Origin of the sequence: Klebsiella planticola, assembly GCF_000783935.2 — a bacterium.
GTDB lineage: Bacteria > Pseudomonadota > Gammaproteobacteria > Enterobacterales > Enterobacteriaceae > Klebsiella > Klebsiella planticola.
Window position 1 is genome coordinate 21,203 of the sequence record NZ_CP026048.1, and the last position, 24,478, is coordinate 45,680.

The window sequence follows — 24,478 nt, forward strand, 5'->3', positions numbered from 1 at the left end:
ACATACTGATGATATGCATATCAGTATAGCGTAAGGATGCAGCTGACTCACGCCCGCCTGAAACATACTGTTATGTCGCCATTAATTTCACTTCGTGAAATTCACATACAAAATAATCACCTTAGAGATAACAAGCAGCCATACAGCCACGCCGTTAAATTACAGGACGGCCGTTCCGTCCGGTTCCGACTTTTCGCGCTTTACGAAGTTTCCGGAAGTGTACCACGGTGAGAGAAAAAGCAAAGCGGCGTTTTCCGGTGGTGAGCGGCCGGTCGCGGGGCAGGGGAGGGACACAACATCTAGCGTCATCCTCAGCTGGTAACACCGCTACATCTTGTGTTTCCGGGCCGCTGCGCCCCGGCGGGGCTGAATCAGATCCGGAACAACCTTTTTTCGGATCTCAAATGACGAAATAATTAATACCGAAGAAAATTCAATAATCAATAGTTAAAAACTATAAAAGGTGGGGTGAGAACAAAACTTGCACAACTTAACGATTTAACGTAGTCTATAAAGCATGAAATCGAAAAGGAGGTTTTATGAACACATCAACTCAAAAACGAAACGGTAATGATCGTTCCTCCACTATGCATAATTTTTTGGACAACAGCATTGCTGCAGAGCGTCTTGAGAATTTTTTTCAGGATCTGGTAGAGGAAGTTCGGTCAGGTAAAACACCGATTGCTCCTGAAAGTATGGGGAATACCGATGCGGTTTTTACCATGGATGTCATCCTGAAGTTACTTGAAAATCGCGCAGTTAACAGCCTGACGCCTGAAAAAAAACGTCAGCAGCGACGTTTACACAGTAAGGCCCTTTTCCTTCAGAGACTGGAAAATGACGGCGGGGTTTACACCTCAGCTAAAGCTGCAGAAATGGTGGGCAAGAGTAAACCCACAGTTAAAACCTGGAAAGATACCGATCAGTTACTTGCTCTTGATATTGACGGTGAGTTTTACTACCCGGTGTTTCAGTTTACTGATGAGGAAGGGATCTCGGACAAAGGCGTGCTCCGGGGTGTGGCCGAACTGCTGACTATGCTGAGCAGCTTCAGTGACCGAATGAAGTATTCTTTCTTTATGGAACAGAGAAATACTGTCCTGGATGGGCTGAACCCTGCAGGGCGTTCGTTTACCGTCGCCGAGGTTCTGAAAGGCAATCCGGATGAAAAAGTGATGAATGAATTACGCCGGCTGGCTCGCAACTATGGCACACAGAACGCCGTTTAATGAAAGGGGGTGCTTGCCCCCCCTTTATCAATTATTCCTCAACAGGAATTCCCAGGTCATAAACAAGAATATCTGCCGCTTCCTTACCCTGATACTCAAACTGACTGAGACTTGTCTGGCTCCGGGTTATGGCCATCCCGGTTCCGGCCGGATCGTCATGCCATAGCACAAGGCATGGGTCACTGGTGACATTTGACGGAAACTCCATTCCATCAAACCCTGCTGAATGAACTTTTTCAGCCAGTTGATGAGTCACTGCACGTGTTGAAGTTGTTACATCATTCAACCTTAAATCACTGCATTTAATCAGCTTACTGACCTGAAGGACCCGAATATCTTTCTCAATGACTACTGTACCCATTATGTAATTATCGAGATCTGATTCCCTGAGCCCTGTTTTATGCTGAAAAACTTCCTTCATTGCCGTGTCGGGAGTTTTGGCCACGTACATAGAGCCATTCTCACCATCATTAAGACTGTAACGGCAATCCTCGCCATTACGATTGAAAAAGACACTGCTTCCGCCGTGACTACCGAGCTGAAGCCGGAACACCTCAGTTCCTGATGGCACAGTCATTCCGCACCGCTGGAGCTGTTCGTCCTGTAACTTCCCGATTTTATCGAGAGATGCCACGTCCTGTTCATTCATGCCTGCATTTAGAGAAGTTTCAACAGTCTGATTAACTTCGTCGTTTGGGTTTACCCCTGATTTTGAACTCATATTTTCCACCACCTTTCATATAAGGATTAACATAAGCCATAGGCTTAATCTCCATCGTTTTGATGTTTTGTCCCCCGGACAGAATGCCCGGCTGGACGATGTATCTGTCGCTGTGCTGACAGACCCTCAAAGCATAAACGATTGAGAATGTTAAACAACGGCTTGTAATGCACAGAGGGGCAGAAAAATTACGGTATAGGGGGACTACCATTCATAAAAGAAGACGTGCGGATCCGCTTAAGACAATTTTCGGATCTGCACGGCGGGAAACGCGCAAAGGATATGATAATCAAGCCAAGTACATAAAATCATACTGAATGTGATATTTTTCATTAATTATAAAATCATATCTGATATGATGTTTTCTAAATGTGATGTAAATTATACGAAGTATGATTTTTGATTAAACCGGACATGTTCAGACGGAGTGTGCAGGATGTATGAAGATATGTTGTTTTCGCTCAGCTATGAGCAGATGACGCAGATGGCAGAAGAGGAAATAAAGCAATGCGATTTTCGCAGGGATGGCACCCATTATGTCTGGGAAGTGAACAAGGCTCATGACATCCTCCGCTTCTGGTATCTCCTGGCGCTGCGTGGACACACTGGCCTGGCCACAACACGGGTCGAAGCAGACTATAAACGGCTTAAAACGCTCATTTCCCAGAGGAATGAGGGACAATGATGCGGGAAAAATCCCGACGTCCGTCGCCGCTGCAGCGCCGGGTGCTGATTGTGCTGGCCGCCCTTGATGCGAAACGGCCGGGCCCGGTGGCGACGCGGGATATTGAGCGGGTGCTGGAGCAGGGCGGGGACGCCCCGGTGTACGGGCCGAACCTGCGCGCCTCCTGCCGGCGCATGGAAGCCGCGGGCTGGCTGCGCACCCTGCGCGCCCCGAACCTGCAGCTGGCCGTCGAGCTGACGGAGGCCGGTCGCTGCACTGCAGAACCGCTCTTCCAGGAAGCACGCGAGGCTGAAACGGCACGAAAACGACTGACAGACGTCCGGCGTCTGCCGTTACGCCAGACGGCTGCCGGTGACGCGGTGGAGCTGCAGCTGGATGACGGCCATTACACGATCAGGGAAGCGGCCTACGTGATCCGTCTGGACGGTACCACCTGCCTGCAGCTGACGGATGCCGGCGGCATACGCCGGATAAAAGAGGGCGATCCCCTGCAGGTGGCCAGCTGGTATCAGGCCTGTTTTGATGCAGGCCTGCCGGTCACCGTCCAGGTGAATGAGAGCCGGGACTGATCGCCACCACACAAGGAATATGAGCATAAAATGAAAGTCACTGAACCCGGGCTGAATAAGCTGATCGATAACCTGAACACCCTGATTTGCGAGGACAGCCTGCTCACGCGCCAGGAGCGTGAAACGCTGGTACTGGCCGTCGCCGCTATCGGCGCCATGAAAGCGCGCGTCGGCTTGAAAAAAGGCGATGCGCCGACCGTTGCCAGACGGGAAAAAAGGGAGAAAAAAGACCGCCAGCCTGATCCGCGTTTTCCGCGAGCCGGTCATCCCTGGCAGGAAGACGAAAAAACCTTACTGAGTGATGCGCTCGATTCGGTACCGGACGAAGAGATTGGCAGGCATCTGTTCTGGCTTTCCGAGAAACTGGGCAGAACGCCTTTCAGTGTTGCTTTCCAGATCGCGGCAATCAGGGAGCTGCAGGACGGCTGGGAGGAGCAGTTCAGGGAGATTTCTGATAAAATTCGCTTGTCCGGCCTGAGCATCAGTGATTATCTGAAGCAGAACGGCACGGGCCATAACGCCTGAAGAAATTTGCGTTACAGAAAAATTATATAACTGAGGGGCAGTGATGAAAACAGCGATATGGGTGGTGGTGTATTTAACGATGTGTTTTCTGCTTTTCACCGGATGGATGTTCGCCTTTGCGCAGTATGCGCCCTATAACGGGCAGGAACACGCGTTTTCTCTGACGTATCTGCTTAATTTATTTTTTCTTCATGTTGTGATGGTACCTTACTACGAGTTTTTTCAGACTGAAACATACAGCAATGTATTAATGAGTCTGGCAGATGAATCCGGTCAGATGATACGTTTTCATCACGTGGTACCTGTTCTCCGGATATATAGTCTGTCCGCACTCTTAACTTTTGTGGGTTACATCATATATGCAAAATGGTTCACTCATAACTGGCTGAAAGGAAAGCTTCTTCCAAAATGAAACTACCGGGACACCTAAGGATATAAAAAACCAATGACGAAACAGGAATGGATTTTACGACTACGGCGCTGTACATCGAAGGAAACCCTGGAAAGGATTATAGAAAAAAATAAATATTCTCTGTCAGATGATGAGCTTGAGCATTTCAATGCCGCGGTTGATCACCGGCTGGCGGAGATGACGATGGGAAAGTTGTATGACCGGGTACCGTCAGGTGTCTGGAAATTTGTGAAATAGAACAGGAGACCTTATGAGTTACGGCTGGCTCTTCGAAAGTCCGGATGATGACATTTCGGGTGATAATCATATCAATCTGGAACACCTCCCTCCTGAGCTAAAACAGGTTGCTATCCAGATAGGGGTCGCCTCAGAAAACGGAATCTATGGTCACTCCCGTTTTTGCAACACCGATTTTGACGACAAGTTGGCTTGCTTGAATCTATCCGGCGTCTGAATGGGATTTTATTCCCGCGCCTTGATGAGTTCCGCGCCTGATGAACCTCCAGAAAATATACGGCTTCAATGAGCCTTTCCGTTTTACAGGTTCCTCAACAGGCCGGTGGGCCGTTAGTATCATCAATATCAGTATTCGCAAAACCAGATCAGTAATTCTTTAAACCGGTGTATTTCTGCCGTTATGCTACATAAGTTTGCTGTCGTGCCGTTAGGGCCCAGGCTATTCTGGCCAGCTTGTTTGCCAGAGCACAAGTGACGACAAAGTTGCTTTTCCGGCACAGTAAATCCCTGACCCAATCGGCCAATTTGCCAGACTGGTGTTCCAGTTTTTGTATGAATACCCTGGCACATTGAACCAACAAAGTTCGGATCTTTTTATTACCTCGCTTACTAATTCCCAGCAATGTCGTCCTACCTCCCGTGCTGTACTGCCGAGGTACAAGCCCTGTTGCCGCCGCAAAGTCACGGCTGCTGGCGTACTGCTTCCCGTCGCCAATCTCAGTTGAAATAGTACTCGCTGTCAGTGTTCCGACGCAGGGAATGCTCAGCAAGCGCTGTCCAACCTCATCTTCGTCCAACTTTCGTTTCAACTGGGATTCCAAATCTTTAATCTGCTCAACAAGATAGTGATAATGCTGTTGTAATTTCAGCAATAACTGGCTGAGGTAAAGAGGCAAACTATTATCCTCAAGAATGGTACTCAGTCGGCTAATAACGGCAGCTCCTCGGGGAACGCTAATGCCAAATTCCAGCAGAAAAGCATGCATTTGATTGGTTGTTTTTACCTTATCCTGAACCAGGGATTCACGGACACGATGCAGAGCCCGCATTGCCTGCTGAGATTCCGTTCTGGGCTGCACAAAACGCATAGACGGACGCGATGCTGCTTCACAAATAGCTTCGGCGTCGACAAAGTCGTTTTTATTGCTTTTAACGAACGGGCGGACAAATTGTGGTGATATCAGCTTTGGGGAATGCCCCAACTCTTCCAACTTGCGTGCCATAAAGTGAGAACCGCCACAGGCTTCCATTGCGATGGTTGTAGCGGGGCATGTCGCCAAAAATTCGATCAACTTTGGCCGGGTAAATTTTTTACGGTAAACAGCCTTCCCGCGACGATCCTGGCAATGAATATGGAAAGAGTTTTTACCCAGATCGATACCAATGAGCGCAATGTTTTCCATGATAGTTCTCCGAATGAAAGCCTGTCCTCAGCATAATACCGGGAAGGAGGGAGTGACCATCTCATTAAATAAAGCACGCTAAGCCGGTTGCAGCGGCCGTAGCGGCCTGAACTTGCCCGCGCCGATCTTGGCGCTGCTGCGCCAGAGGTAATCGCCGGTCAGGTTGATGTGCTCCCAGCCGAGCGGCGACAGGTACTGCAACAGGCCGTCATCGACGGCTTGACCGTGGCCACGCAAGGCGTTCGCGGCCCGCTCCAGATAGACCGTGTTCCATAGCACGATGGCCGCCGTCACCAGGTTGAGGCCGCTGGCCCGGTAGCGCTGCTGCTCGAAGCTGCGGTCGCGGATTTCCCCCAGGCGGTTGAAGAACACGGCGCGGGCCAGCGCGTTGCGCGCCTCGCCTTTGTTCAGCCCGGCATGCACGCGGCGGCGCAGCTCGACGCTTTGCAGCCAGTCCAGGATGAACAGTGTGCGCTCGATGCGTCCCAGCTCACGCAGGGCGACGGCCAGGCCGTTCTGGCGCGGGTAGCTGCCAAGCTTCCTGAGCATCAGCGAGGCCGTCGCCGTGCCCTGCTTGATCGAGGTGGCCATCCGCAGGATTTCATCCCAATGGGCGCGGACGTGCTTGATGTTGAGCGTGCCGCCGATCATCGGTTTCAACGCCTCGTAGGTGGCATCGCCCTTCGGGATGTAGAGCTTGGTGTCGCCCAGGTCACGAATGCGCGGGGCGAAGCGGAAGCCCAGCAGGTGCATCAACGCGAAGACGTGGTCCGTGAACCCTGCCGTGTCGGTGTAGTGCTCCTCGATCCGCAGGTCGGATTCGTGATACAGCAGGCCGTCGAGCACGTAGGTCGAGTCGCGCACGCCGACGTTCACGACCTTGGTGTGGAACGGCGCGTACTGGTCGGAGATATGGGTGTAGAACGTCCGCCCTGGGCTGCTGCCGTATTTCGGATTGATGTGGCCGGTGCTCTCGGCCTTGCTGCCGGTGCGGAAGTTCTGGCCGTCCGACGATGACGTGGTGCCGTCGCCCCAATGCTCGGCGAAGGGATGTCGGAACTGCGCGTTGACCAGCTCGGCCAGTGCCGCCCCGTAGGTTTCGTCGCGGATGTGCCAGGCTTGCAGCCAGGCCAGCTTGGCGTAGGTCGTGCCGGGGCACGATTCCGCCATCTTGGTCAGGCCCAGGTTGATCGCGTCGGCGAGGATCGTGGTCAGCAACAGGTTTTTGTCCTTGGCCAGGTCGCCTGACTTCAGGTGGGCGAAGTGCCGGGTGAAGCCCGTCCATTCGTCTACCTCCAGCAGCAATTCGGTGATCTTGACGTGCGGTAGGATCATCGCCGTCTGGTCGATCAGGGCCTGTGCGGTATCGGGCACCGCCGCATCGAGCGGCGTGATCTTCAGGCCCGACTCCGTGATGATGGCGTCCGGCAGCTCGTTGGCCAGCGCCATGCGGTTGACGGTGGCGAGCTGCGTTTCCAGCAGCGTCAGCCGGTCATGCAGGTACTGGTCGCAATCGGTGGCCACGGCCAGCGGCAATTCGCTGGCCTGCTTGAGGCTGGCGAATTTCGCGGGCGGCACCAGGTAGTCCTCGAAGTCCTTGAACTGGCGCGAGCCTTGCACCCAGATGTCGCCGGAGCGCAGCGCGTTCTTCAGCTCCGACAGCGCGCACAGTTCGTAGTAGCGCCGGTCGATGCCGGTGTCGGTCATCACCAGCTTCTGCCAGCGCGGCTTGATGAACTCGGTCGGCGCGTCGGTGGGCACCTTGCGGGCGTTGTCGCTGTTCATGCTGCGCAGCACCTCGATGGCGTCGAGTACGTCCTTGGCGGCGGGCGCGGCCCGCAACTTGAGCACGTCGAGAAATTCCGGCGCGTAGCGGCGCAGCGTGGCGTAGCTCTCGCCGATGCGGTGCAGGAAATCGAAGTCCTCGGGTTGCGCGAGCCGCTGCGCTTCGGTGACGCTCTCGGCGAAAGCATCCCAGGACATGACGGCCTCGATGGCGGCGAACGGATCGCGGCCCGCTTGCTTGGCCTCGATCAGCGCCTGGCCGATGCGCCCGAACAGCCGCACCTTGGCATTGATCGCCTTGCCGGATGCCTGGAACTGCTGCTGATGCTTGTTCTTGGCGGCATTGAACAGCTTGCCCAGGATGCGGTCATGCAGGTCGATGATTTCGTCGGTGACGGTGGCCATGCCCTCGATGGCGAGCGCCACCAGGGTCGCGTAACGCCGCTGCGGCTCGAACTTCGCCAGGTCGGCGGGCGTCATCTGGCCGCCCTCGCGGGCGATCTTGAGCAGCCGGTTCTGGTGAACCAGCCGCTCGATGCCGGAGGGCAGGTCGAGCGCCTGCCACGCCTTGAGGCGTTCGATGTGTTCCAGCATGTGCCGCGAGTTCGGTTTGACCGGGGATTGCCGCAGCCAGGCCAGCCACGTCGTCTTGCCGTTGTCGCGGCGCTTGAGCAGATCGTCGAGGCGACGGCGATGCACGTCCGTCAGCGGCTCAGCCAAGGCGTCGTAGAGACGCCGGTTGGCGCGGGTAATCGCTTCGGCGCTCGCCCGCTCGACGGCGTTGAGGGCGGGCACAATGACCGACTGCCGCCGCAGGTGCTCGATCAAGGCTCTGGCCAGCACGATGCCCTTGTCGGTTTGCATGGCCAGCTCGGTCAGCAACTGGACAGCCTGCCGGTAGTGGCCAATCGTGAACGGCTGGAAGCCGAACACCGTTTGCAGCTCGACCAGGTGCTCGCGTCGGGTCTGCTCACGCTGCCCGTACTCGTCCCAGCTTTCGATGCCGACCTTGAGCTGGTTGGCGACCAGTCTCAGCAATGGCGGGAACGGTGGCTCATCAGCGCCAAGGATGACGCCGGGAAAGCGCAGGTAGCAGAGCTGCACCGCGAAGCCCAGCCGATTGGCCGGGCCGCGCCGCTGCCGGATGATGGAGAGGTCGCTTTCGCTGAACGTGTAGTGACGGATCAACTCATCCTTGGTGTCCGGCAACGCCAGCAGGCTTTCGCGCTCGGCGGCGGAGAGGATCGAACGGCGGGGCATGCGGTTTCCTTCTTCTTGAAATTCTATTCTTGATTGCATATCATCTCAACGAGTTTCGATAAGAAAGGATGCGCATGCGACCGTCTGTTGTGCTTGACATGAAGCGAAGCGCAGTGCGTGAAGCGGTAGGCCGCTTTCGCGCCGCGAACCCGCGCGTCTTCGGCTCGGTGCTGCATGGCACCGACCGGGATGGCAGCGACCTCGACCTGTTGGTCGATGCGCTGCCCGGTGCCACGTTGTTGGACTTGGGCGATTTGGAAGAAGAACTGAAATCGCTGCTCGGCGTTGACGTCGATCTGCTGACTCCCGGCGACCTGCCGCCGAAGTTCCGGGCCAAGGTGCTCGCGGAGGCGCAACCGATATGAGCGAGAACCGCCTGCCCGATTACCTCGACCACATTCAGCAGGCCGCAACCGATGCGCGCAGCTTCGTGGAAGGGATGGCCAAGGACGACTTCTTGGCCGACAAGCGCACCCAGCAGGCCGTCATCATGAGCCTGATCGTCATCGGCGAGGCGGCCACAAAGGTGATGGATGGCTACGTCGAGTTCACCCAGGCGCATGCCGACGTGCCGTGGCGCAGCATGCGCAATATGCGTAATCGCATGGCTCACGGCTATTTCGACATCAACCTCGATGTGGTGTGGGAGACGGTACAGGAATGGCTGCCGGCGTTGCTCCAGCAATTGCCCGCCGTGCGTCAGGATGCCGACGATGAAGACCGTAACGACAACTGTGAAAGAGGGATCTCCGATGACTGTTGAATCGAGAATATTTTCTGTAGCCGAGTATGTTCAGCCGTCCGAAGGCGAGCCTATTCGTTCCGTTGTGCTTGAAACCCGAGACTCAATTATCGTGGTTTGGCATGTCCATCCCGGGCAGGAAATTGCGGCTCACATTCATCCTCACGGCCAAGACACGTGGACTGTTTTGTCGGGAATGGCTGATTACTTTCAGGGCAATGGGATTGTTCGTGCCCTCAGGGAAGGTGAGATAGCCGTGGCAAGACCGGGCCAAGTGCACGGGGCGCGAAATACAGGTACCGAGCCATTTGTGTTAGTCTCGGTTGTGGCATCAGCCAATGCCGGTTTCGTATTGGCTGAGCGATAGAGCCCAATCTCTGGAGTTGGTCCAATGAGCGGTCGGGGAGATAGGTAACAGACATGCAGCGGACACGGCTGCTAAACCAGGTCGCAAACCTCCTTGCGTCGCAGCGTGCCGCAAGCGACGCGATCAATCGAATGGGGTCGGCATGAGACTGAACACCATCCAGTTCCCGACCGCGTAGCCGCCTGTCCTGCCGATCAGGTCTTGACCATCGACGCCTGGGATCAGTCCTGAATGTTCTTGGAGACCACTACGTTATGAGCCGCAGCCGCCGCAAAACACCCATCGTCGGGCACACGACCTGCGGCAGCGAGCGCGAGGACAAGAAGCTCTGGCATCAGCGCTGGCGCACCCGTGAGCGCACGGCGCTGACCAGCGCGTCGCCCGAAGCCCTGAGCGCCCATCTGCCCCTGCTGGAAAACCAGGCCAGCAGCGTCTGGTCGATGGGCAAGGATGGCCGCTCCTACTGGCCCGTCAAGCGCCAGGCCGCCACGGCGGATCGCATCGCCAATCACAAGGGACGCAACCCGCAAGAACGCGCCTCCCTGAAAAAGCGCCTGCTTACACTGTGATTCCTTCAAAATATCTCAACGAAATTTCCCGACACCTGTTTAAGCTATCTTGCTGATATTTCTGTTTTTCGATTTTTGCCGGCGCGATGCCGGCGACGTTGGCCAGCTGCCCCGGGCGCGATACTGAGATCAGTTTCTTTGAACAAAAAAACCGCCTTTTGGCGGTCAGTATTCAGTAGCGGGGTTAGAGGGCCAGTCGTGTAAAAAACCACGTTAGCCGACTATTTATTTGAATAACATAATATTTTAACTGATATGCCAGCGTTCATCCTGACTTATCTGAACAGGGCTCCGCCTGTAAAATGTGAAAGATAGAAAGGTAATTATTTATAATAAAATTAAATAATTTCAATTTTCTCTTCAGAATATACACTGACAGTGTGAAAAAACCCCCGTTATCACGGGGATTTTCCTGTAGATAATACGTTACCTGACTTGCTTAGAAGGCGCAAAGCGCAGTATCAAAATACCGGCCAGAGCGGCCAGTATGGACCCTGCCAGAACCCCCACCTTGACCTCATCAACGAGCAGAGGGCTGCCTGTAAAGGCCAGATTGCCGATAAACAGGCTCATGGTAAAACCAATCCCACACAGTACCGAGACACCATAAACCTGTAACCAGGTACTTTTCTCTGGTCGTTTCGCCAGGCCCAGGCTGACGGCCAGTAGCGACAGGCCAAAGATACCTGCCTGTTTACCCAAAAACAGGCCCAGCGCCACGCCTACCGGAACCGGCGACAACAGGTCATTCATCGTCATGCCCGACAACGCGACGCCCGCATTGGCGAAGCCAAACAGCGGCAGTATCATAAACGTGACCCAGGGGTTGATGGCATGCTCAAGCCTGTCCAGAGGCACTTCATCAGCCGCATTCCTGGTTCGCAGCGGGATAAAGAACGCCAGCAGGATACCCGCGACGGTGGCATGCACGCCTGACTGAAGCATGAAAAACCACAGTACTCCCCCCGTCAGCAGATAGGGCAGCAGGCGCGTCACGCCGGCACGGTTCAGGCTAAACAGCAGAGCAACCATTGCCGCTGCACCACCCAGCATCAGAAGCGAAATGTTGCTGGTATAGAAGAGCGCGATGATAGCCACCGCCCCCATGTCATCCAGAATAGCCAGCGCCGACAGGAAAATTTTTAGCGAGACTGGCACACGACTGCCCAGTAAGGCGAGTACACCGAGCGCAAAAGCAATATCCGTGGCCGCCGGGATGGCCCAGCCGGAAAGGGTTTCGTCATGACCGGCATTAAACCCCACGTAAATCAGGGCAGGTACGGCCAGACCACCCAGTGCGGCAAAGCCCGGCAACGCACGCTGGCTCCAGGTGGCTAACTGGCCGGTGACAAGCTCACGCTTGATTTCCAGCCCGACCATCATAAAGAATACGGCCATCAGGGCATCGTTTATCCAGTGCTCAACGGACAGGCCTGCTGTTTTGTATTTCAGGAGTGTTTCATAACCTTCCCTGAGGGGCGAATTGGCCACGATGATAGCGGCTGCCGAAGCAATAATAAGCACAATACCGCCCGCTACAGGTGAACTGAAAAAATTAGAAACGGGCTTGATAACTTTTCTGGTTAATCCGATTGGGTTTTCTGTCACTTAATCTCCCCCTGAGATGTTGACTTACGAATTGTGAATCAGGCAACCCAGAGACTGTGCACTCCAAAAATGCAATGCACAGCCTGATTGACTGATGTAAGAAATTTAGATAATTAAATTAATAAGTTAAATTCGGTCGGTCTGTGGTTACATTTTATCATGCACCGTCAGGTAAATGGCCGCCTTCAGGTAAATTATCGTAAAGCGAAGCCTTGGCGGGGCTAGGGTGCGTTTCCATTCTGAGAAATTTGCTCAGTCTGTTTCCAGAACATGGCTGAAATTTACTATCCGCCGCGTGTCAGTAAATAGTATCTGTCAGTAAGAGCTGGCAACGTAAACTGACACGGGTAGTGATGGAAAATGATTACACAGGACACCGTTTGCAGACAGATGCTGCTCTGAGCCGCATTATCCTGAAAAGCCTGAACAGCAGCTGATGGATAATTATCCGTCCATGCCGGTGACGAATGGCTGTCAGAAAAGACATACCACAGGTCAAAATGGCGCATTTCGTTAACACTGAGGCCAGAAGTTTTGGGCTGGATATATTTATTGCTTGCCGGATGCTGTGAGATCTTTTACGCGGCGGCCATTCCGCGGACCGACGGGTTCACCCGGTTATGGCCGGGGTCGGTTCCGGCTGAGGGCGAAATGACACCCTAAGCGTTAGCTCTGTGTCGTTGCACGATGTCAGCGACGGTATTCTTGCTGATACCGAGCTCGCGTGCGATCCAGCGATAGCTGCGTCCCTCGGCCCTCATCGCAACCACCTTAGGCAAAAGTCGGTCTGATTTTGGTCGCACTCCGGCCTGACGACCAAGCCTCTTACCACGTGCCTTCGCAACAGCAAGGCCTGACTTGACCCGCTCGCTGATGAGATCCCGCTCAAACTCCGCAATGCCGGAAAGAAACGTCGCCAGCATTCGTCCATACGGCGACGAAAGATCGAACGCCATTCCATTCATGGCTATCACGGAAACCTTCCAGTTCTCCAGTTCACGTAGCGTATTGAGCAGATCGAGCGTCGAGCGCCCCCACCGGGAAAGCTCAGTGACCAGGATTGCATCAATTTGTCTGGACTGGGCAAGCGCCAGGACTTTCTTTCGCTCGGCCCGGTCGAGTTTAGTTCCTGAACCTGTTTCCTTAAATATTCCCACCACGTCGTAGCCGGCACGGCCGGCGAAGGCTCGCAGATCAAATTCCTGGCGTTCACAAGACTGATCCGCTGTTGAAACCCGGCAGTAAATGGCGGCACGATGTCCCAATTGAACCCTCCTGGATTTTTGTATCGGAACGCCCTGATTTATATGGGCTGGCTGTTGTCCAAAACAGACTATACTTCAAAAGGGACGAATTTGTATGTCACGACGCCATATTTTCACCGAACGGCAGCGAGCAGCGCTGTTCGATCTGCCCACGGACGAACTGTCGCTACTGAAGTTCTACACGCTGGGCGATGATGACCTGGAAAACATTAGGCAGCGCCGCAGACCGGAAAACAGGATTGGCTTTGCCCTGCAACTTTGTGCCTTACGATATCCGGGCCGTGCACTGGCTCCTGGTGAGATGATCCCGCGTGAAGTCCTTTCCTTCGTCGGTGCTCAGCTTGGAGTTCCGGCTGATGCGCTTCTCACTTATGCCACACGGCGCCAAACCCGTCAGCAGCACATGGACACGCTGCGCGAAATTTACGGCTACAAGACCTTCACGGGCCGTGGTGCCCGTGATCTGCGGGAGTGGACTTTCGGCCAGGCCGAAGATGCCAGATCAAACGAGGATCTTGCTCATCGTTTTATTGTGCGGTGTCGGGAAACTTCCACCATTCTGCCCGCAGTATCGACAATCGAGCGCTTGTGCGCGGATGCTCTGGTCGCCGCTGAGCGGCGGATTGAAACGCGGATTGCGGAAAATTTAACAGCGGATGTTCGCGATCACCTGGACAAACTTCTGAGTGAAATGCTCGCCGGCAATATCAGTCGTTTCATCTGGCTTCGCAACTTCGAGGTTGGTAACAACTCGGCTGCTGCTAACCGTTTGCTCGACAGGCTCGAATTTCTGCGTACCCTGAATATCAATCATAGTGCTTTGGCCAGCATACCTGCCCATCGCATTGCCCGGCTGCGTCGGCAGGGTGAACGCTACTTCACCGACGGTTTGCGTGACATCACTTCGGACCGCCGCTGGGCGATCCTTGCCGTCTGTGTTGTGGAGTGGGAAGCGGCGATTGCTGATGCCATAGTCGAAACCCATGACAGGATCGTAGGAAAAACCTGGCGGGAAGCGAAGCGCCAGCATGACGAAACAATTTCCGGCTCTAAAGCCACACTCACGGATACGATCCGTACCTTCACCGCGCTGGGAGCTTCGTTGCTTGAGGCCCGCAGTGACGGAACCCCGCTGGAGATGGCTGTCGCCAGTTCGGTTGCATGGGACCGGCTCGCTCAACTGGTAGCGACAGGGACTCAACTCAGCAACACGCTAGCCGATGAGCCTCTTGCATATGTCGGGCAGGGATACCATCGCTTTCGTCGTTATGCGCCCCGCATGTTGCGCTGTCTGAAGCTCGAAGCCGCGCCGGTCGCCGGACCATTGGTAGCAGCAGCTTTGTCGATCGGAGAGATGAAAGGTGTTGCATCGCCAGAAAGGCGTTTCCTGCGGCCCAGCTCCAAATGGAACCGTCATTTACGAGCTCAGGAAAAAGGAGATACCCGTCTTTGGGAAGTGGCGGTACTCTTTCACCTCCGGGATGCTTTTCGTTCCGGAGATGTCTGGCTCGCTCATTCGCGCCGCTATGGTGACCTCAAGCAGGTACTGGTGCCGATGATCGCGGCGCAGGAAAATGCAAAACTGGCCGTGCCTTCCAACCCACAGGATTGGCTGGCAGACAGAAAGGCGCGACTCACGATCGCTCTTAAGCGGCTGGCCCGGGCTGCCCGTAACGGCACTATTCCGCACGGTAGCATAGAAGATGGAACGTTGCGGATCGACAGGTTGACAGCAGACGTGCCGGATGGTGCCGAGGCACTCATACTGGATCTGTATCGCCGAATGCCGTCCGTTCGGATTACCGACATGCTGCTTGAAGTTGATGCAGCCCTTGGTTTCACAGATGCGTTTACCCATCTGAGAACCGGGGCTCCATGTCGCGACCGGATCGGTCTGCTCAACGTCCTGCTCGCTGAAGGGCTCAATCTGGGCCTGCGTAAGATGGCGGAAGCTACAAACACGCATGATTACTGGCAGCTCTCACGCCTTGCCCGCTGGCATGTTGAAAGCGAAGCCATGAACCAGGCATTGGCAATTGTGGTGGCCGCGCAGGGTAAACTGCCGATGTCACGCGTCTGGGGGATGGGCACGTCAGCATCGAGCGATGGTCAGTTTTTCCCGACAGCGCGGCATGGCGAAGTCATGAACATGGTCAATGCCAAATATGGTTCTGTTCCCGGCCTCAAAGCGTATACTCACGTAAGCGACCAGTTCGCGCCATTCGCTTGTCAGTCGATCCCGGCGACCGTGAGCGAGGCACCGTATATTCTCGATGGACTACTGATGAACGAGGTCGGTCGCCATGTTCGCGAACAGTATGCCGATACAGCAGGATTCACCGACCATTTGTTCGGAGCCAGTAGCCTGCTCGGCTACAATCTCGTTCTGCGAATCAGGGATCTGCCATCGAAGCGGTTGTACGTATTTAATCCCGATACGACCCCCAGGGAGTTACGCAAGTTGGTAGGTGGAAAAGCCCGGGAGGATCTTATCGTTGCGAACTGGCCTGATATTTTCCGTTGTGCCGCGACGATGACCGCTGGCAAAATCAGGCCCAGCCAACTCCTGCGCAAGCTCGCTTCTTACCCACGACAAAACAACCTTGCAGTTGCGCTTCGTGAAGTTGGTCGTATTGAACGGACCCTTTTCATTATTGAGTGGATCCTGGATACGGACATGCAGCGGCGTGCTCAGATCGGTCTTAACAAGGGAGAGGCCCACCATGCGCTCAAAAATGCGCTCCGTATCGGGAGGCAGGGGGAAATTCGCGATCGCACGACAGAGGGGCAGCACTACCGAATCGCTGGGCTCAATTTATTGACTGCGGTGATCATTTACTGGAATACCGTCCATCTTGGTCATGCCGTCACGGAGCGGCGGAACGAAGGGTTGGATGTTCCCCCTGAATTTCTTCCCCACATATCCCCATTGGGCTGGGCGCACATTCTACTGACTGGCGAATATCTTTGGCCCAAGGAACCGAAAGCTTAGGGTGTCATTTCGCCCTCAGCCGGAACCGACCCCTACCGCAGCGGGGCTGTGCTTATTGAATCGGCCCGGGAAATGTTCTGCCAATTGCGGATGTAACGCGAATGACGACCCGTCCTGCAGCAGTACCTGCTCAAAGCCTGCCAGTCCGTGGGCGTCCGGTAGACACTCCTTGAGGCGTAAGGCGATGGCTCGTTCAACCAGTGCGCGCATGAACAAGGGAAAACCCTGCTTGCGTAACTGGTTGTGAAAGGGTTTATACGCTATTTGGTCAGTATCATGGAGCTGCAACGCATTGAAATGGCGATGCAAACCAGCAATACCATCCACCTTGTCGCAACCAAGCCCTGAGAGCAGAGCCGGGAGTAGTCTCGCAGGCTGGATATCCCGGAGTCGCTGACAAAAACCGGTAAATTTACCGATCCGGTTGAGTTCAGAAGAGCTATGAAGTTGCTTGAGGTACTGGGTTGCATTTATAATAGTCATGGCTTCGGGCGTGTCGGTTTTTTTTTGCGATTAAATCAGATCACAAACGAAGCCTTTTTTCTATCTATTTCAATTGGTTGTAGCTAAAGATCCTGTACATGACAGGTCACTGCAGCGGCCAAACTGTTGCCACATCTCAGTTCAGGAGGAAACGCAATGACTCAGGAAAGGATCCAGACCCGCTACCCACTCGGCGGCCCCTTCGCCACCCAGGCTGAGCTGGAGCAGGCCATCACCCAGGCCATAACGACCCACAGACAAGATTTCTTCCCTCTGCTGGAACGGCTGGTGGACGTGGGGGACACCCGGGTCAACCTCAGTCAGGAGAACCCGCTGCGGGTGCTCAGCATCGAACTCGCTGACGGCCGTGAAGGAGTGGCCCATATCAACTACGAGTCCAACTTCGCCGAGAGCTGCCTGATTATCAACGAATACGACCAGCACCAGACCAGCCTGGCCTTTCGCCTCGACGGGGATGCACTTATCTTCGACGTCGAACTGCCGATCGCGTGGAATTTCAATAACTGAAGATTCAGCGGTGTAATGCCGCCTGGTTGCTACACCCGGTCAGCCAGCTCCCCTCACCCTAACCCTCTCCCAAAGGGAGAGGGGATCAGCCCGTGCCAACCTCCAGCCGTGGTAGTCACTCCATACTCTGCTGTTATTTCAGGCGCCTGTAATCTTCCCCATATGGCTGTCATCTGAATAGCAATATCCAGCATATAGCCACCATAACCCTCACTCATGTACAGGATCTTTAGCGGCAACCAATTGAAATAGATATAAAAAAGGCTTCGTTTGTGATCTGATTTTATCGCCAAACAAAATCAACACGCGCGAAGCCTATGACTATTATCAACGCTAATTACTATCTGGAGCAACTCTTGGCTCCCGCCGCACTCGAGCGCATTGCTCGGCTCTGCAAGTTTTGTCTGCGTCAGCGTGCCATTACCCCAGCCATGCTCGTACCTGCACTGCTGCGGGCCATGGGAGGCGACCAGGTCAATGACATTGCCGGTTTACACCGCCATTTCAATGCCTTGCAACTGGTAAACACCCATCAGGTTTCTTACAAACCGTTTCACAATCAGCTGCGCAAAGAGAGCTTTGCCCTGTTTATGAAAGCCCTGGTCGAGCGGGCCATCGCCTTGCGTATCGACCATCAACTCAAAGCAGCCTCCCTCGGCGCGTTCAAGCAGGTGTTACTGCACGATGGCACCTCCTTTGCGGTGCATCGGCGCCTTGCTGCTGATTTTCCCGGCCGGTTCAAGACCATCAGTCCGGCAGCTATCGAGTGCCATATGACCATGTCACTGTCGGAGCAGAGCCCGTTGTGCATGAGTGTGTCTGCCGATACCGCAGGGGAACGGCAATTTCTGCCTGAAGCCCACACGCTGACCAACTGCCTGCTGCTGGCTGACGCAGGTTACATTGACAGGGCTTGGTTTGAGCAGGTGAACGACGCTGGCGGATTTTATCTGGTGCGCGGCACGAAAAGCCTGAACCCCAAGATAATCCAAGCCTGGCGCGGTGATGGACGGGAAGTACCCAAGCTGGCGGGACTATCTCTGAGAGAGGCCGGACGGCGACGCTGTCGGGCCGAGGTACTGGATATGGTGGTGAAGTCCGGCCAGGTCGAGTACCGGTTGATCCGGCGCTGGTTTGCTGAGGAAAAGCGGTTCTGTCTGTGGATGACGAACCTACCGCGAGCAGCATGGTCAGCAGAGCAGGTGATGAGCCTGTATCGCTGCCGTTGGCAGGTGGAGTTGTTATTTAAAGAGTGGAAATCGCACAACCGGCTCAAGGGGTTTGTGACGGGCGAGAAAGCGATTGCCGAGGGGTTGGTGTGGACGAGCCTGCTGTCGCTGGTGATGAAGAGACGGGTCGCGCAGAGTGTGATGAGTGGGGCGCTATCGATGCTGAAAGCGTCGAAGAACAGTGCGACGTGGTGGCTACCGCTATTGGAAGCAGTGGCCCATAGGGCGCTGACAGAAATAAGGGAAAGATTGGAATGGGCTGCCGATTATTTGGCCAAGAACGCCTGCCGAACCAAGCAGAGAAAGTCGATACAGAACAGGACCTTGGAAGGCGTTTTAAATGGACTCGCCGCTTAAGGTCCTGTACATGATGATACTTTATTACTCGGTTGAAGCTCGATTCGGACTTCGTAGTAGCAATTAGTATGAATCTTTAATTTTGGTCATGTTTCATATAAAACGGTATGAGCAGGGGTGCTTGATTGTTCAGTATGAAACGTTATTCCTCTCCTACAGCTGGCGACCGGCCTGCTCTTCCACAACTTCACTCACTGATGCCGAGTTATCCAATGCCGCGACTCAAGGCAATGGTAAGGCTCAATATGAGTTGGCCAAACGTCTGGCCAGCCAACCTGATTACCCCAATGCCATGCACTGGATGCAGCAAGCGGCAGAGCAGTCGGGCCCTTTGGCTGCCGATGAGCAGGTCCGTGCCAATGCTGCCTGGCATTATTACGCATTATTGGTCGTTTTTTTTGCAACAACCTTACCGGTAGTATTGTCCATGCGGTACTGCGAGATTGTTCCATCCAAAATGTGGTGAATAACTTCAAGGATGGTTGTCAATGGAGTATGGAACCACTCTCTCGGGGCATAGCTGGTGCCATCAACCCCCTTCAAGGTGATATCGAGGCGCTGCTTGGCGAGAAAACCGTGCACCAAGGTCTCCAATTTGTGGGTGTTCATGTTGAAACACTGGAATGTCGTGATGATCCTAACCGGGGCTTGCAGGAACGTCTTGTCTTTCTCGGCGTGCTTTATCCGGTCTTCGACGGTACCCTCGGTGAAACCTATCTTGTAGAGATTTTGCATGAAGGGCATCAATATAGGGTCCGTGCTCTTTGTCGCGAGCACATAGACAAAGCCGCTTGGAATGGGCGCGTAATTTGGCAAGAGGAGTTTGTCACCTAGCATGACCTTACGGCCCTCCTTGTCACGAATAAGCCCCTGGGTTAGTGACTGGTAGAGCATATGCAGCTCAGTGCCATTATCAAAAACCAGGTGAAGTCGTGCGTTATACCTCTCGTACTGTTCCAATCGTTCCCCAGCACTATGCACATAACCCATCACCCCATTCAGGATGAAGAAATCCCCAACCTGAAAACCATGCTCGTTTCGATAGCGCACGAGGGAGAACTCTTGGCCTTGCAGGCCCGTTTTCACGGTCTCAAACAGCGGCGCAAAACGAGCGAAATCTGGACAGGGCTGGCGCTGGGCTATCTCGTCAGGTAACGCCTTTTTTTCCCTAGGCACATGCTGCATGCTGAATATATCGGGAGCATCAAAATCCAATAACCCGAGGTCATCATCGGCAAAAATATCGTCCAGCGAGGTCACCAGCTCCGACGTATCAACGGTGGGTGCATTAACAGTCTCAAGAGCTACTCCCCTGGCAGGATATTGCTCATGCTCCTCGGCAACCATCCCCACTACTTCTATGCCTACCAGCAGACCATGGATATCCTGACCTGAAAGGGCACTGCATTGCTTTTGATCCGTGCGTATCGCCTGCAAGCGCCTTGCAAGACGCTTCTCGGGCATATCGGCACAGGTCGAGTTTTGGGGGGCTCTACCGTGTTGTTCAAAAAACGCCACGATATCCCCAAACTGGTTGCTCACAAGGTCAACTGGCGCACTTTTCGGTTTTAGGGGCTCTACATTGAGCAGACCCAATGCATCGTCTGTCGGTACATTGGTTGAACGGACCAGCGGCTACTTGATGCTGGTGAAGATGCGCGACGCGACGGCCACGTCGGCGATGGAGGGCTTCAGTGCAGCGCTTAATCGGATGCCGTTGGCGGTGCGCAAGAGCATGACTTACGACCAGGGCCGGGAGATGGCCAAGCACGCCGAGATCACGCAAAACACTGGTGTAGCCATTTACTTCTGCGACCCGCATAGCCCTTGGCAGCGAGGCAGTAACGAGAACATCAACGGCTTGATTCGCCAGTTCCTGCCCAAGGGCACAGATCTGTCGGTACACAGCCAGGAGCAGCTGGATGAGATCGCTTACCTGATGAACATTCGCCCGCGCAAACGCTTCAACTGGAAGTGCCCGATTGAAGTCATGACAGAGGTGGTAGGAATGCATCATGCTGCGCCTGCTTCAATTCAATAACCGTGTTGCACTCAGCCCCTGCAACCGCCTATCATAAAACACTGACACTGTATTATATAATCGTGCTTTTGTGTTATTTTTTTAATATTTACTGATTACGTACTTGCTTAACCACTCAGTTGCGCTAGAACTAATAGACGCGAAATTTAAATCTCTAATTTTCCAACACTTAGTAAAACCTCGTTTGCCATCCCACTACCATTGTAGGAGCAAATCAGGAGACATAAAAAATTAGCGGTAGCGTGCCTGGCCCTCTAGATAAGTATTGGAGACTGTAATGAAGTTTGAAAAGTCACAGACAGCAATCGACCACCTGACTCCCGAGCAACACCGAATTACCCAGGAGGCGGGCACCGAAAGGCCCTTCACGGGCGAGTACAACGACAACAAGGAGCCTGGCATCTACGTCGACATAGTGTCGGGAGAGCCACTGTTCGCTTCGACGGACAAGTTCGATTCGGGTACTGGCTGGCCCAGCTTCACCAAGCCGATCGTTTCGGCAAACGTGAACGAGGTGCGGGACAGCGCACACGGCATGGTCCGGACGGAGGTCAGGTCAGTACACGCAGACAGTCATCTCGGCCATGTGTTCCCCGATGGTCCTTCCGACCGCGGCGGTCTGCGGTACTGCATCAACTCAGCGTCCCTTCGCTTCATCCCGCGCGACGAGATGGAGTCCGAGGGATACGGTGAATATCTCGATCAAGTAGAGGAGGCTTAACATGCATCAGCGCGCTGTTCTCGCAGGAGGATGTTTCTGGGGCATGCAGGATCTGATCCGCAAGCGGCCCGGCATCATCTCGACCCGTGTGGGTTACACGGGCGGCGATATTCCGAACGCCACGTATCGTAATCACGGCACGCATGCCGAGGGGATCGAGATTGTCTTCGACCCGACAGTGACGAGCTACCGGAACATCCTGGAATTCTTCTTCCAGATCCACGATCCGACGACGCTGAACCGCCAGGGCAATGATCGTGGGCTCTCCTACCGGTCGGGCATCTATTATGTCGACGAGGAGCAGAAGCGCGTCGCCGAGGATACGATCGCCGATGTGGATGCCTCGGGGCTGTGGGATGGCAAAGTGGTGACCGAGGTCCAGCCGGTCGGCGAGTTCTGGGAGGCCGAGCCCGATCACCAGGATTATCTGGAGAAGCGCCCGGGCGGCTACACCTGCCACTTCGTCCGTCCCGGCTGGGTGCTTCCGAAGCGCCAAAAGGTTGACGACGTACAGCCAGCGGCCGGGACCGCGGCGGAATAGGCTTCACTGCCGTTGCCACTGCGCCGATCCGGTCCGCAATCTTCGTGACCGCGTCGTTCAGCGACGCGGTCATCGAACCCTACTTCAGAGTGACGGCTCGTTCCAGTCAGTCGCCATCGCAACACCAGGATCGCAGATTTATGCCAGACCTCTCGTCCTTTCCGATCACGCAGCGCTGGCCGGCATCTCATCCCGATCGCCTGCAACTCTACGCAGCCCCTACGCCCAATGGCGTCAAGGTCTCGATCATGCTTGAGGAGACTGGCCTGGCGTACGAGCCCCACCTGATCGACATCTCGAACAACGAGTCGAAGGATCCGGCGTTCGTGTCGCTGAACCCGAACGGACGCATACCGGCGATCATCGATCCGGCTGGCCCTGACGGTAGACCCATCGCCTTATGGGAATCCGGTGCGATCCTCCTCTATCTGGCCGACAAGACGGGTCAGTTCATCTCCACCGAACCAGGCCAGCGTTACGAGACCCTAGCGTGGGTGTTCTTTCAGATGTCGGCCATCGGGCCGATGTTCGGTCAGCTCGGCTTCTTCCTGCGATTTGGCGGCAAGGACTATGAGGACAAGCGGCCGCAACAGCGCTTTATCGACGAATCCACGCGTCTGCTGGGGATTCTGGATCGCCGGCTGGAAGGCCGCGACTGGATCGTCGACGACTATTCGATCGCGGACATCGCGACGCTCGGCTGGGTGAATGCGCTGGTGGAATTCTACGCTGCGGGTGACATCCTTGGCCTCAGCAGCTTTTCGAACGTCCGCGCATGGCTTGGACGCGGGCTGGCTCGACCGGCCGTCCAGCGTGGCCTCCACATTCCCGCGAGGCCAGCATGAGCATCATCGCCGCCTATTATTACAACGAAGGCAAGCGAGTTCGCGAAATCGCGCTCGATGAGCACGTCAAGTTGGGCGAGAGTCGCTCGGGCTTCTGCTGGATCGCGCTTAGCGAACCCACCCCCGAGGAACTACTCGCGATCCAAAGGACATATAATCTTCATCCGTTGGCGATCGACAACGCGATGCACCCGCTGTGCCCGCCCAAGCTCGAGGTCTACAACGATGAGTTGTACGTCGTCGCGCAGACCGCCGAGCTGGTCGGCGACCGGATCAGCTACGGCAAGATGGCGATCTTCACCGGTCACAATCACCTTATCACCGTGCGGCACGGCAATGCCGGAGCGCTGGGCAAACTTCGGGAGCAACTCGAGGCATCGCCGACGCAGTTCGGCAAGGGTGTCGACTATGTGCTGCACGCGATCTTGCATCGCGTGGTCGACCAGTATCTGCCCATCTTCGAAATGATCGAGGACGACGTCCTGGCGATGGAGCGACGGTCGCTGCACGATTTCCTCGGGCCAGAAGAGGTGGCGCGAATCTTCGAACTAAGGTCCGAACTCACGCGGTTCCAGCGCACGCTCGGGGCTATGGCCGAGCTGGTGCGAAAGCTCGTTCGCGGCCACTTTCCCTGCATCAGCGCCGAAATGACACCATATTTCCACGACGTCGCGGACCATGTCCACCGCGTGCAGTCCATGGTCGACGGCCTCCTGCTTGTCCTGTCCACGGTCTTTGAGGCCAGCAGCCTTCTTGAAGCGCAAAGGACGGGGGTGATCACCCGCCAGCTGGCGGCTTGGGCGGCAATACTGGCAGTCCCGACGGCGATCGCTGGAATATACGGCATGAACTTTAAGCACATGCCGGAGCTGGACACGGCCTACGGATACTTTGTCGTGCTCGGAGTGATAGCGATATCGTGCGTTTTCCTATTTGTGCGCTTCAAGAAGGCTAAGTGGCTGTGAATACTGCCCATCGTTTTCTTCGCCGTCATCTGACGGTTACAGCGGGCCTTATACGGAAGCTTGTCCAATCCAACTCAAGATGAAGGTGCGTCCATGACATAGCAGCTGACCGACGCTCTACAAGCAGTTCAGTCCTTCATCGCCAAGGGCTAAGACCGCGAATAGCGCGTCAAGGACAGCAATCTCGTCGATCTCGAGCCAGGATCAACCATCGGTCCGTGCGGCATCTGCGTCGACGCGGCGTTTCGCCTCGGAAGCGGTGATGATGGCGATAACGCCTCCACCCTCTACGCGATCACCGATCCGGCGACCGAGCATAAGGGCCTGTTGATCGACGTGTTCGATGAAATCTGCTACCGCGACCCAGTTCAAGAGTCGGGACCTCAATGTAGAAGAAGT

At 54.9% G+C, this 24,478-nt stretch carries 24 protein-coding genes and 5 pseudogenes; 21 read left to right on the top strand and 8 right to left on the bottom strand.

Going from position 1 to position 24,478, the window contains the following annotated elements:
* Window positions 1–154: 154 nt before the first annotated feature.
* A pseudogene (locus tag MC50_RS26540) lies at window positions 155–400 on the bottom strand (hypothetical protein); the annotation flags it as partial.
* Between the two features lie 139 nt (window positions 401–539).
* Here MC50_RS26540 and MC50_RS26545 point away from each other — a divergent pair.
* The gene (locus tag MC50_RS26545; RefSeq protein ID WP_004193995.1) at window positions 540–1,229 is read left to right on the top strand and encodes a hypothetical protein; all 690 of its coding nucleotides are present in this window, start codon (window positions 540–542) and stop codon (window positions 1,227–1,229) included.
* A gap of 31 nt (window positions 1,230–1,260) precedes the next feature.
* Here the strand turns inward: MC50_RS26545 and MC50_RS26550 are convergent, their stop codons facing one another.
* Window positions 1,261–1,950, bottom strand: a complete 690-nt coding sequence (locus tag MC50_RS26550; protein ID WP_020315560.1) for an RES family NAD+ phosphorylase — start codon at window positions 1,948–1,950, stop codon at window positions 1,261–1,263.
* Window positions 1,951–2,386: 436 nt separating this feature from the next.
* Between MC50_RS26550 and MC50_RS26555 the strand changes: the two genes are divergently transcribed.
* From MC50_RS26555 to MC50_RS26580, 6 genes are read left to right on the top strand one after another with little or no spacing between them, the layout of a single operon-like run.
* Window positions 2,387–2,635, top strand: a complete 249-nt coding sequence (locus MC50_RS26555; protein WP_000272716.1) for a hypothetical protein — start codon at window positions 2,387–2,389, stop codon at window positions 2,633–2,635.
* A complete protein-coding gene (locus tag MC50_RS26560) occupies window positions 2,632–3,204 on the top strand; it encodes a hypothetical protein (RefSeq protein ID WP_020805590.1) in 573 nt (190 codons plus the stop codon). Before MC50_RS26555 ends, MC50_RS26560 begins: the two co-directional genes overlap by 4 nt.
* A gap of 30 nt (window positions 3,205–3,234) precedes the next feature.
* The gene (locus MC50_RS26565; protein ID WP_020805591.1) at window positions 3,235–3,729 is read left to right on the top strand and encodes a hypothetical protein; all 495 of its coding nucleotides are present in this window, start codon (window positions 3,235–3,237) and stop codon (window positions 3,727–3,729) included.
* Between the two features lie 43 nt (window positions 3,730–3,772).
* Window positions 3,773–4,141: a hypothetical protein gene (locus MC50_RS26570; RefSeq protein ID WP_004197807.1), complete on the top strand. Its 369-nt coding sequence runs from the start codon at window positions 3,773–3,775 to the stop codon at window positions 4,139–4,141.
* A gap of 33 nt (window positions 4,142–4,174) precedes the next feature.
* Window positions 4,175–4,378 carry an HHA domain-containing protein gene (locus tag MC50_RS26575; RefSeq protein ID WP_004197808.1) on the top strand — a complete coding sequence of 68 codons (204 nt, stop codon included), beginning with the start codon at window positions 4,175–4,177 and terminating at the stop codon, window positions 4,376–4,378.
* 13 nt (window positions 4,379–4,391) lie between these two features.
* Window positions 4,392–4,595, top strand: coding sequence for a hypothetical protein (locus tag MC50_RS26580; RefSeq protein WP_004197809.1), 204 nt, complete (start codon window positions 4,392–4,394; stop codon window positions 4,593–4,595).
* 181 nt (window positions 4,596–4,776) lie between these two features.
* Here MC50_RS26580 and MC50_RS26585 read toward each other — a convergent pair whose 3' ends face one another.
* Entirely contained in the window at window positions 4,777–5,781 is a 1,005-nt protein-coding gene (locus MC50_RS26585) for an IS110-like element IS4321 family transposase (RefSeq protein ID WP_000427623.1), read from the bottom strand.
* A 78-nt stretch (window positions 5,782–5,859) separates the two neighbouring features.
* Window positions 5,860–8,826: a Tn3-like element ISPa38 family transposase gene (locus MC50_RS26590; RefSeq protein ID WP_003100881.1), complete on the bottom strand. Its 2,967-nt coding sequence runs from the start codon at window positions 8,824–8,826 to the stop codon at window positions 5,860–5,862.
* A 74-nt stretch (window positions 8,827–8,900) separates the two neighbouring features.
* Between MC50_RS26590 and MC50_RS26595 the strand changes: the two genes are divergently transcribed.
* From MC50_RS26595 to MC50_RS26610, 4 genes are all read left to right on the top strand, one after another.
* A complete protein-coding gene (locus MC50_RS26595; protein WP_001247892.1) occupies window positions 8,901–9,191 on the top strand; it encodes a nucleotidyltransferase family protein in 291 nt (96 codons plus the stop codon).
* Window positions 9,188–9,589 carry a HepT-like ribonuclease domain-containing protein gene (locus MC50_RS26600; protein WP_001293886.1) on the top strand — a complete coding sequence of 134 codons (402 nt, stop codon included), beginning with the start codon at window positions 9,188–9,190 and terminating at the stop codon, window positions 9,587–9,589. Before MC50_RS26595 ends, MC50_RS26600 begins: the two co-directional genes overlap by 4 nt.
* Complete coding sequence (locus MC50_RS26605) at window positions 9,579–9,935, top strand: cupin domain-containing protein (protein WP_000215515.1); 357 nt, start codon at window positions 9,579–9,581, stop codon at window positions 9,933–9,935. The genes MC50_RS26600 and MC50_RS26605 overlap by 11 nt, the downstream gene beginning before the upstream one ends.
* Window positions 9,936–10,189: 254 nt before the next feature.
* Window positions 10,190–10,504 (top strand): hypothetical protein, encoded by a 315-nt coding sequence (locus tag MC50_RS26610; protein ID WP_000091613.1) that lies wholly within the window; start codon window positions 10,190–10,192, stop codon window positions 10,502–10,504.
* A gap of 426 nt (window positions 10,505–10,930) precedes the next feature.
* Here MC50_RS26610 and nhaA read toward each other — a convergent pair whose 3' ends face one another.
* The gene (gene nhaA / locus MC50_RS26615) at window positions 10,931–12,112 is read right to left on the bottom strand and encodes a Na+/H+ antiporter NhaA (RefSeq protein WP_004194048.1); all 1,182 of its coding nucleotides are present in this window, start codon (window positions 12,110–12,112) and stop codon (window positions 10,931–10,933) included.
* 534 nt (window positions 12,113–12,646) lie between these two features.
* Here nhaA and MC50_RS28975 point away from each other — a divergent pair.
* Window positions 12,647–12,739: pseudogene (locus MC50_RS28975) on the top strand (SMR family transporter); the annotation flags it as partial.
* Window positions 12,740–12,771: 32 nt separating this feature from the next.
* On the opposite strand, the gene MC50_RS26625 reads toward MC50_RS28975, so the two are convergent.
* A complete protein-coding gene (locus MC50_RS26625; protein WP_000509966.1) occupies window positions 12,772–13,377 on the bottom strand; it encodes a recombinase family protein in 606 nt (201 codons plus the stop codon).
* 94 nt (window positions 13,378–13,471) lie between these two features.
* On the opposite strand from MC50_RS26625, the gene MC50_RS26630 reads away from it, so the two are divergent.
* Window positions 13,472–16,369 carry a Tn3-like element Tn5403 family transposase gene (locus tag MC50_RS26630; RefSeq protein ID WP_023307208.1) on the top strand — a complete coding sequence of 966 codons (2,898 nt, stop codon included), beginning with the start codon at window positions 13,472–13,474 and terminating at the stop codon, window positions 16,367–16,369.
* Window positions 16,370–16,402: 33 nt separating this feature from the next.
* Here MC50_RS26630 and MC50_RS26635 read toward each other — a convergent pair.
* Window positions 16,403–16,852, bottom strand: a pseudogene (locus MC50_RS26635) (IS4 family transposase); the annotation flags it as partial.
* 156 nt (window positions 16,853–17,008) lie between these two features.
* Between MC50_RS26635 and MC50_RS26640 the strand changes: the two are divergent.
* The 3 genes and pseudogenes from MC50_RS26640 to MC50_RS28980 all read left to right on the top strand — a co-directional run.
* Entirely contained in the window at window positions 17,009–17,380 is a 372-nt protein-coding gene (locus MC50_RS26640) for a hypothetical protein (protein ID WP_004099020.1), read from the top strand.
* A 317-nt stretch (window positions 17,381–17,697) separates the two neighbouring features.
* A complete protein-coding gene (locus MC50_RS26645; protein WP_011191342.1) occupies window positions 17,698–18,966 on the top strand; it encodes an IS4-like element ISApu1 family transposase in 1,269 nt (422 codons plus the stop codon).
* A gap of 88 nt (window positions 18,967–19,054) precedes the next feature.
* Window positions 19,055–19,336: pseudogene (locus tag MC50_RS28980) on the top strand (hypothetical protein); the annotation flags it as partial.
* A 5-nt stretch (window positions 19,337–19,341) separates the two neighbouring features.
* Here the strand turns inward: MC50_RS28980 and MC50_RS26655 are convergent.
* The gene (locus MC50_RS26655) at window positions 19,342–20,508 is read right to left on the bottom strand and encodes a GIY-YIG nuclease family protein (RefSeq protein WP_223306706.1); all 1,167 of its coding nucleotides are present in this window, start codon (window positions 20,506–20,508) and stop codon (window positions 19,342–19,344) included.
* 46 nt (window positions 20,509–20,554) lie between these two features.
* Between MC50_RS26655 and MC50_RS26660 the strand changes: the two are divergent.
* From MC50_RS26660 to MC50_RS26680, 5 genes and pseudogenes are all read left to right on the top strand, one after another.
* Window positions 20,555–21,007: pseudogene (locus MC50_RS26660) on the top strand (IS30 family transposase); the annotation flags it as partial.
* A gap of 277 nt (window positions 21,008–21,284) precedes the next feature.
* Window positions 21,285–21,728: a peptide-methionine (R)-S-oxide reductase MsrB gene (gene msrB, locus MC50_RS26665; protein ID WP_003464965.1), complete on the top strand. Its 444-nt coding sequence runs from the start codon at window positions 21,285–21,287 to the stop codon at window positions 21,726–21,728.
* A gap of 1 nt (window position 21,729) precedes the next feature.
* Entirely contained in the window at window positions 21,730–22,269 is a 540-nt protein-coding gene (gene msrA, locus MC50_RS26670) for a peptide-methionine (S)-S-oxide reductase MsrA (RefSeq protein ID WP_003464967.1), read from the top strand.
* Between the two features lie 140 nt (window positions 22,270–22,409).
* The gene (locus tag MC50_RS26675; protein WP_003464969.1) at window positions 22,410–23,114 is read left to right on the top strand and encodes a glutathione S-transferase N-terminal domain-containing protein; all 705 of its coding nucleotides are present in this window, start codon (window positions 22,410–22,412) and stop codon (window positions 23,112–23,114) included.
* On the top strand, window positions 23,111–24,079 hold the full coding sequence (locus MC50_RS26680) for a magnesium and cobalt transport protein CorA (RefSeq protein ID WP_003464971.1): 969 nt from the start codon (window positions 23,111–23,113) through the stop codon (window positions 24,077–24,079). Before MC50_RS26675 ends, MC50_RS26680 begins: the two co-directional genes overlap by 4 nt.
* The last annotated feature ends 399 nt before the right edge of the window (window positions 24,080–24,478 follow it).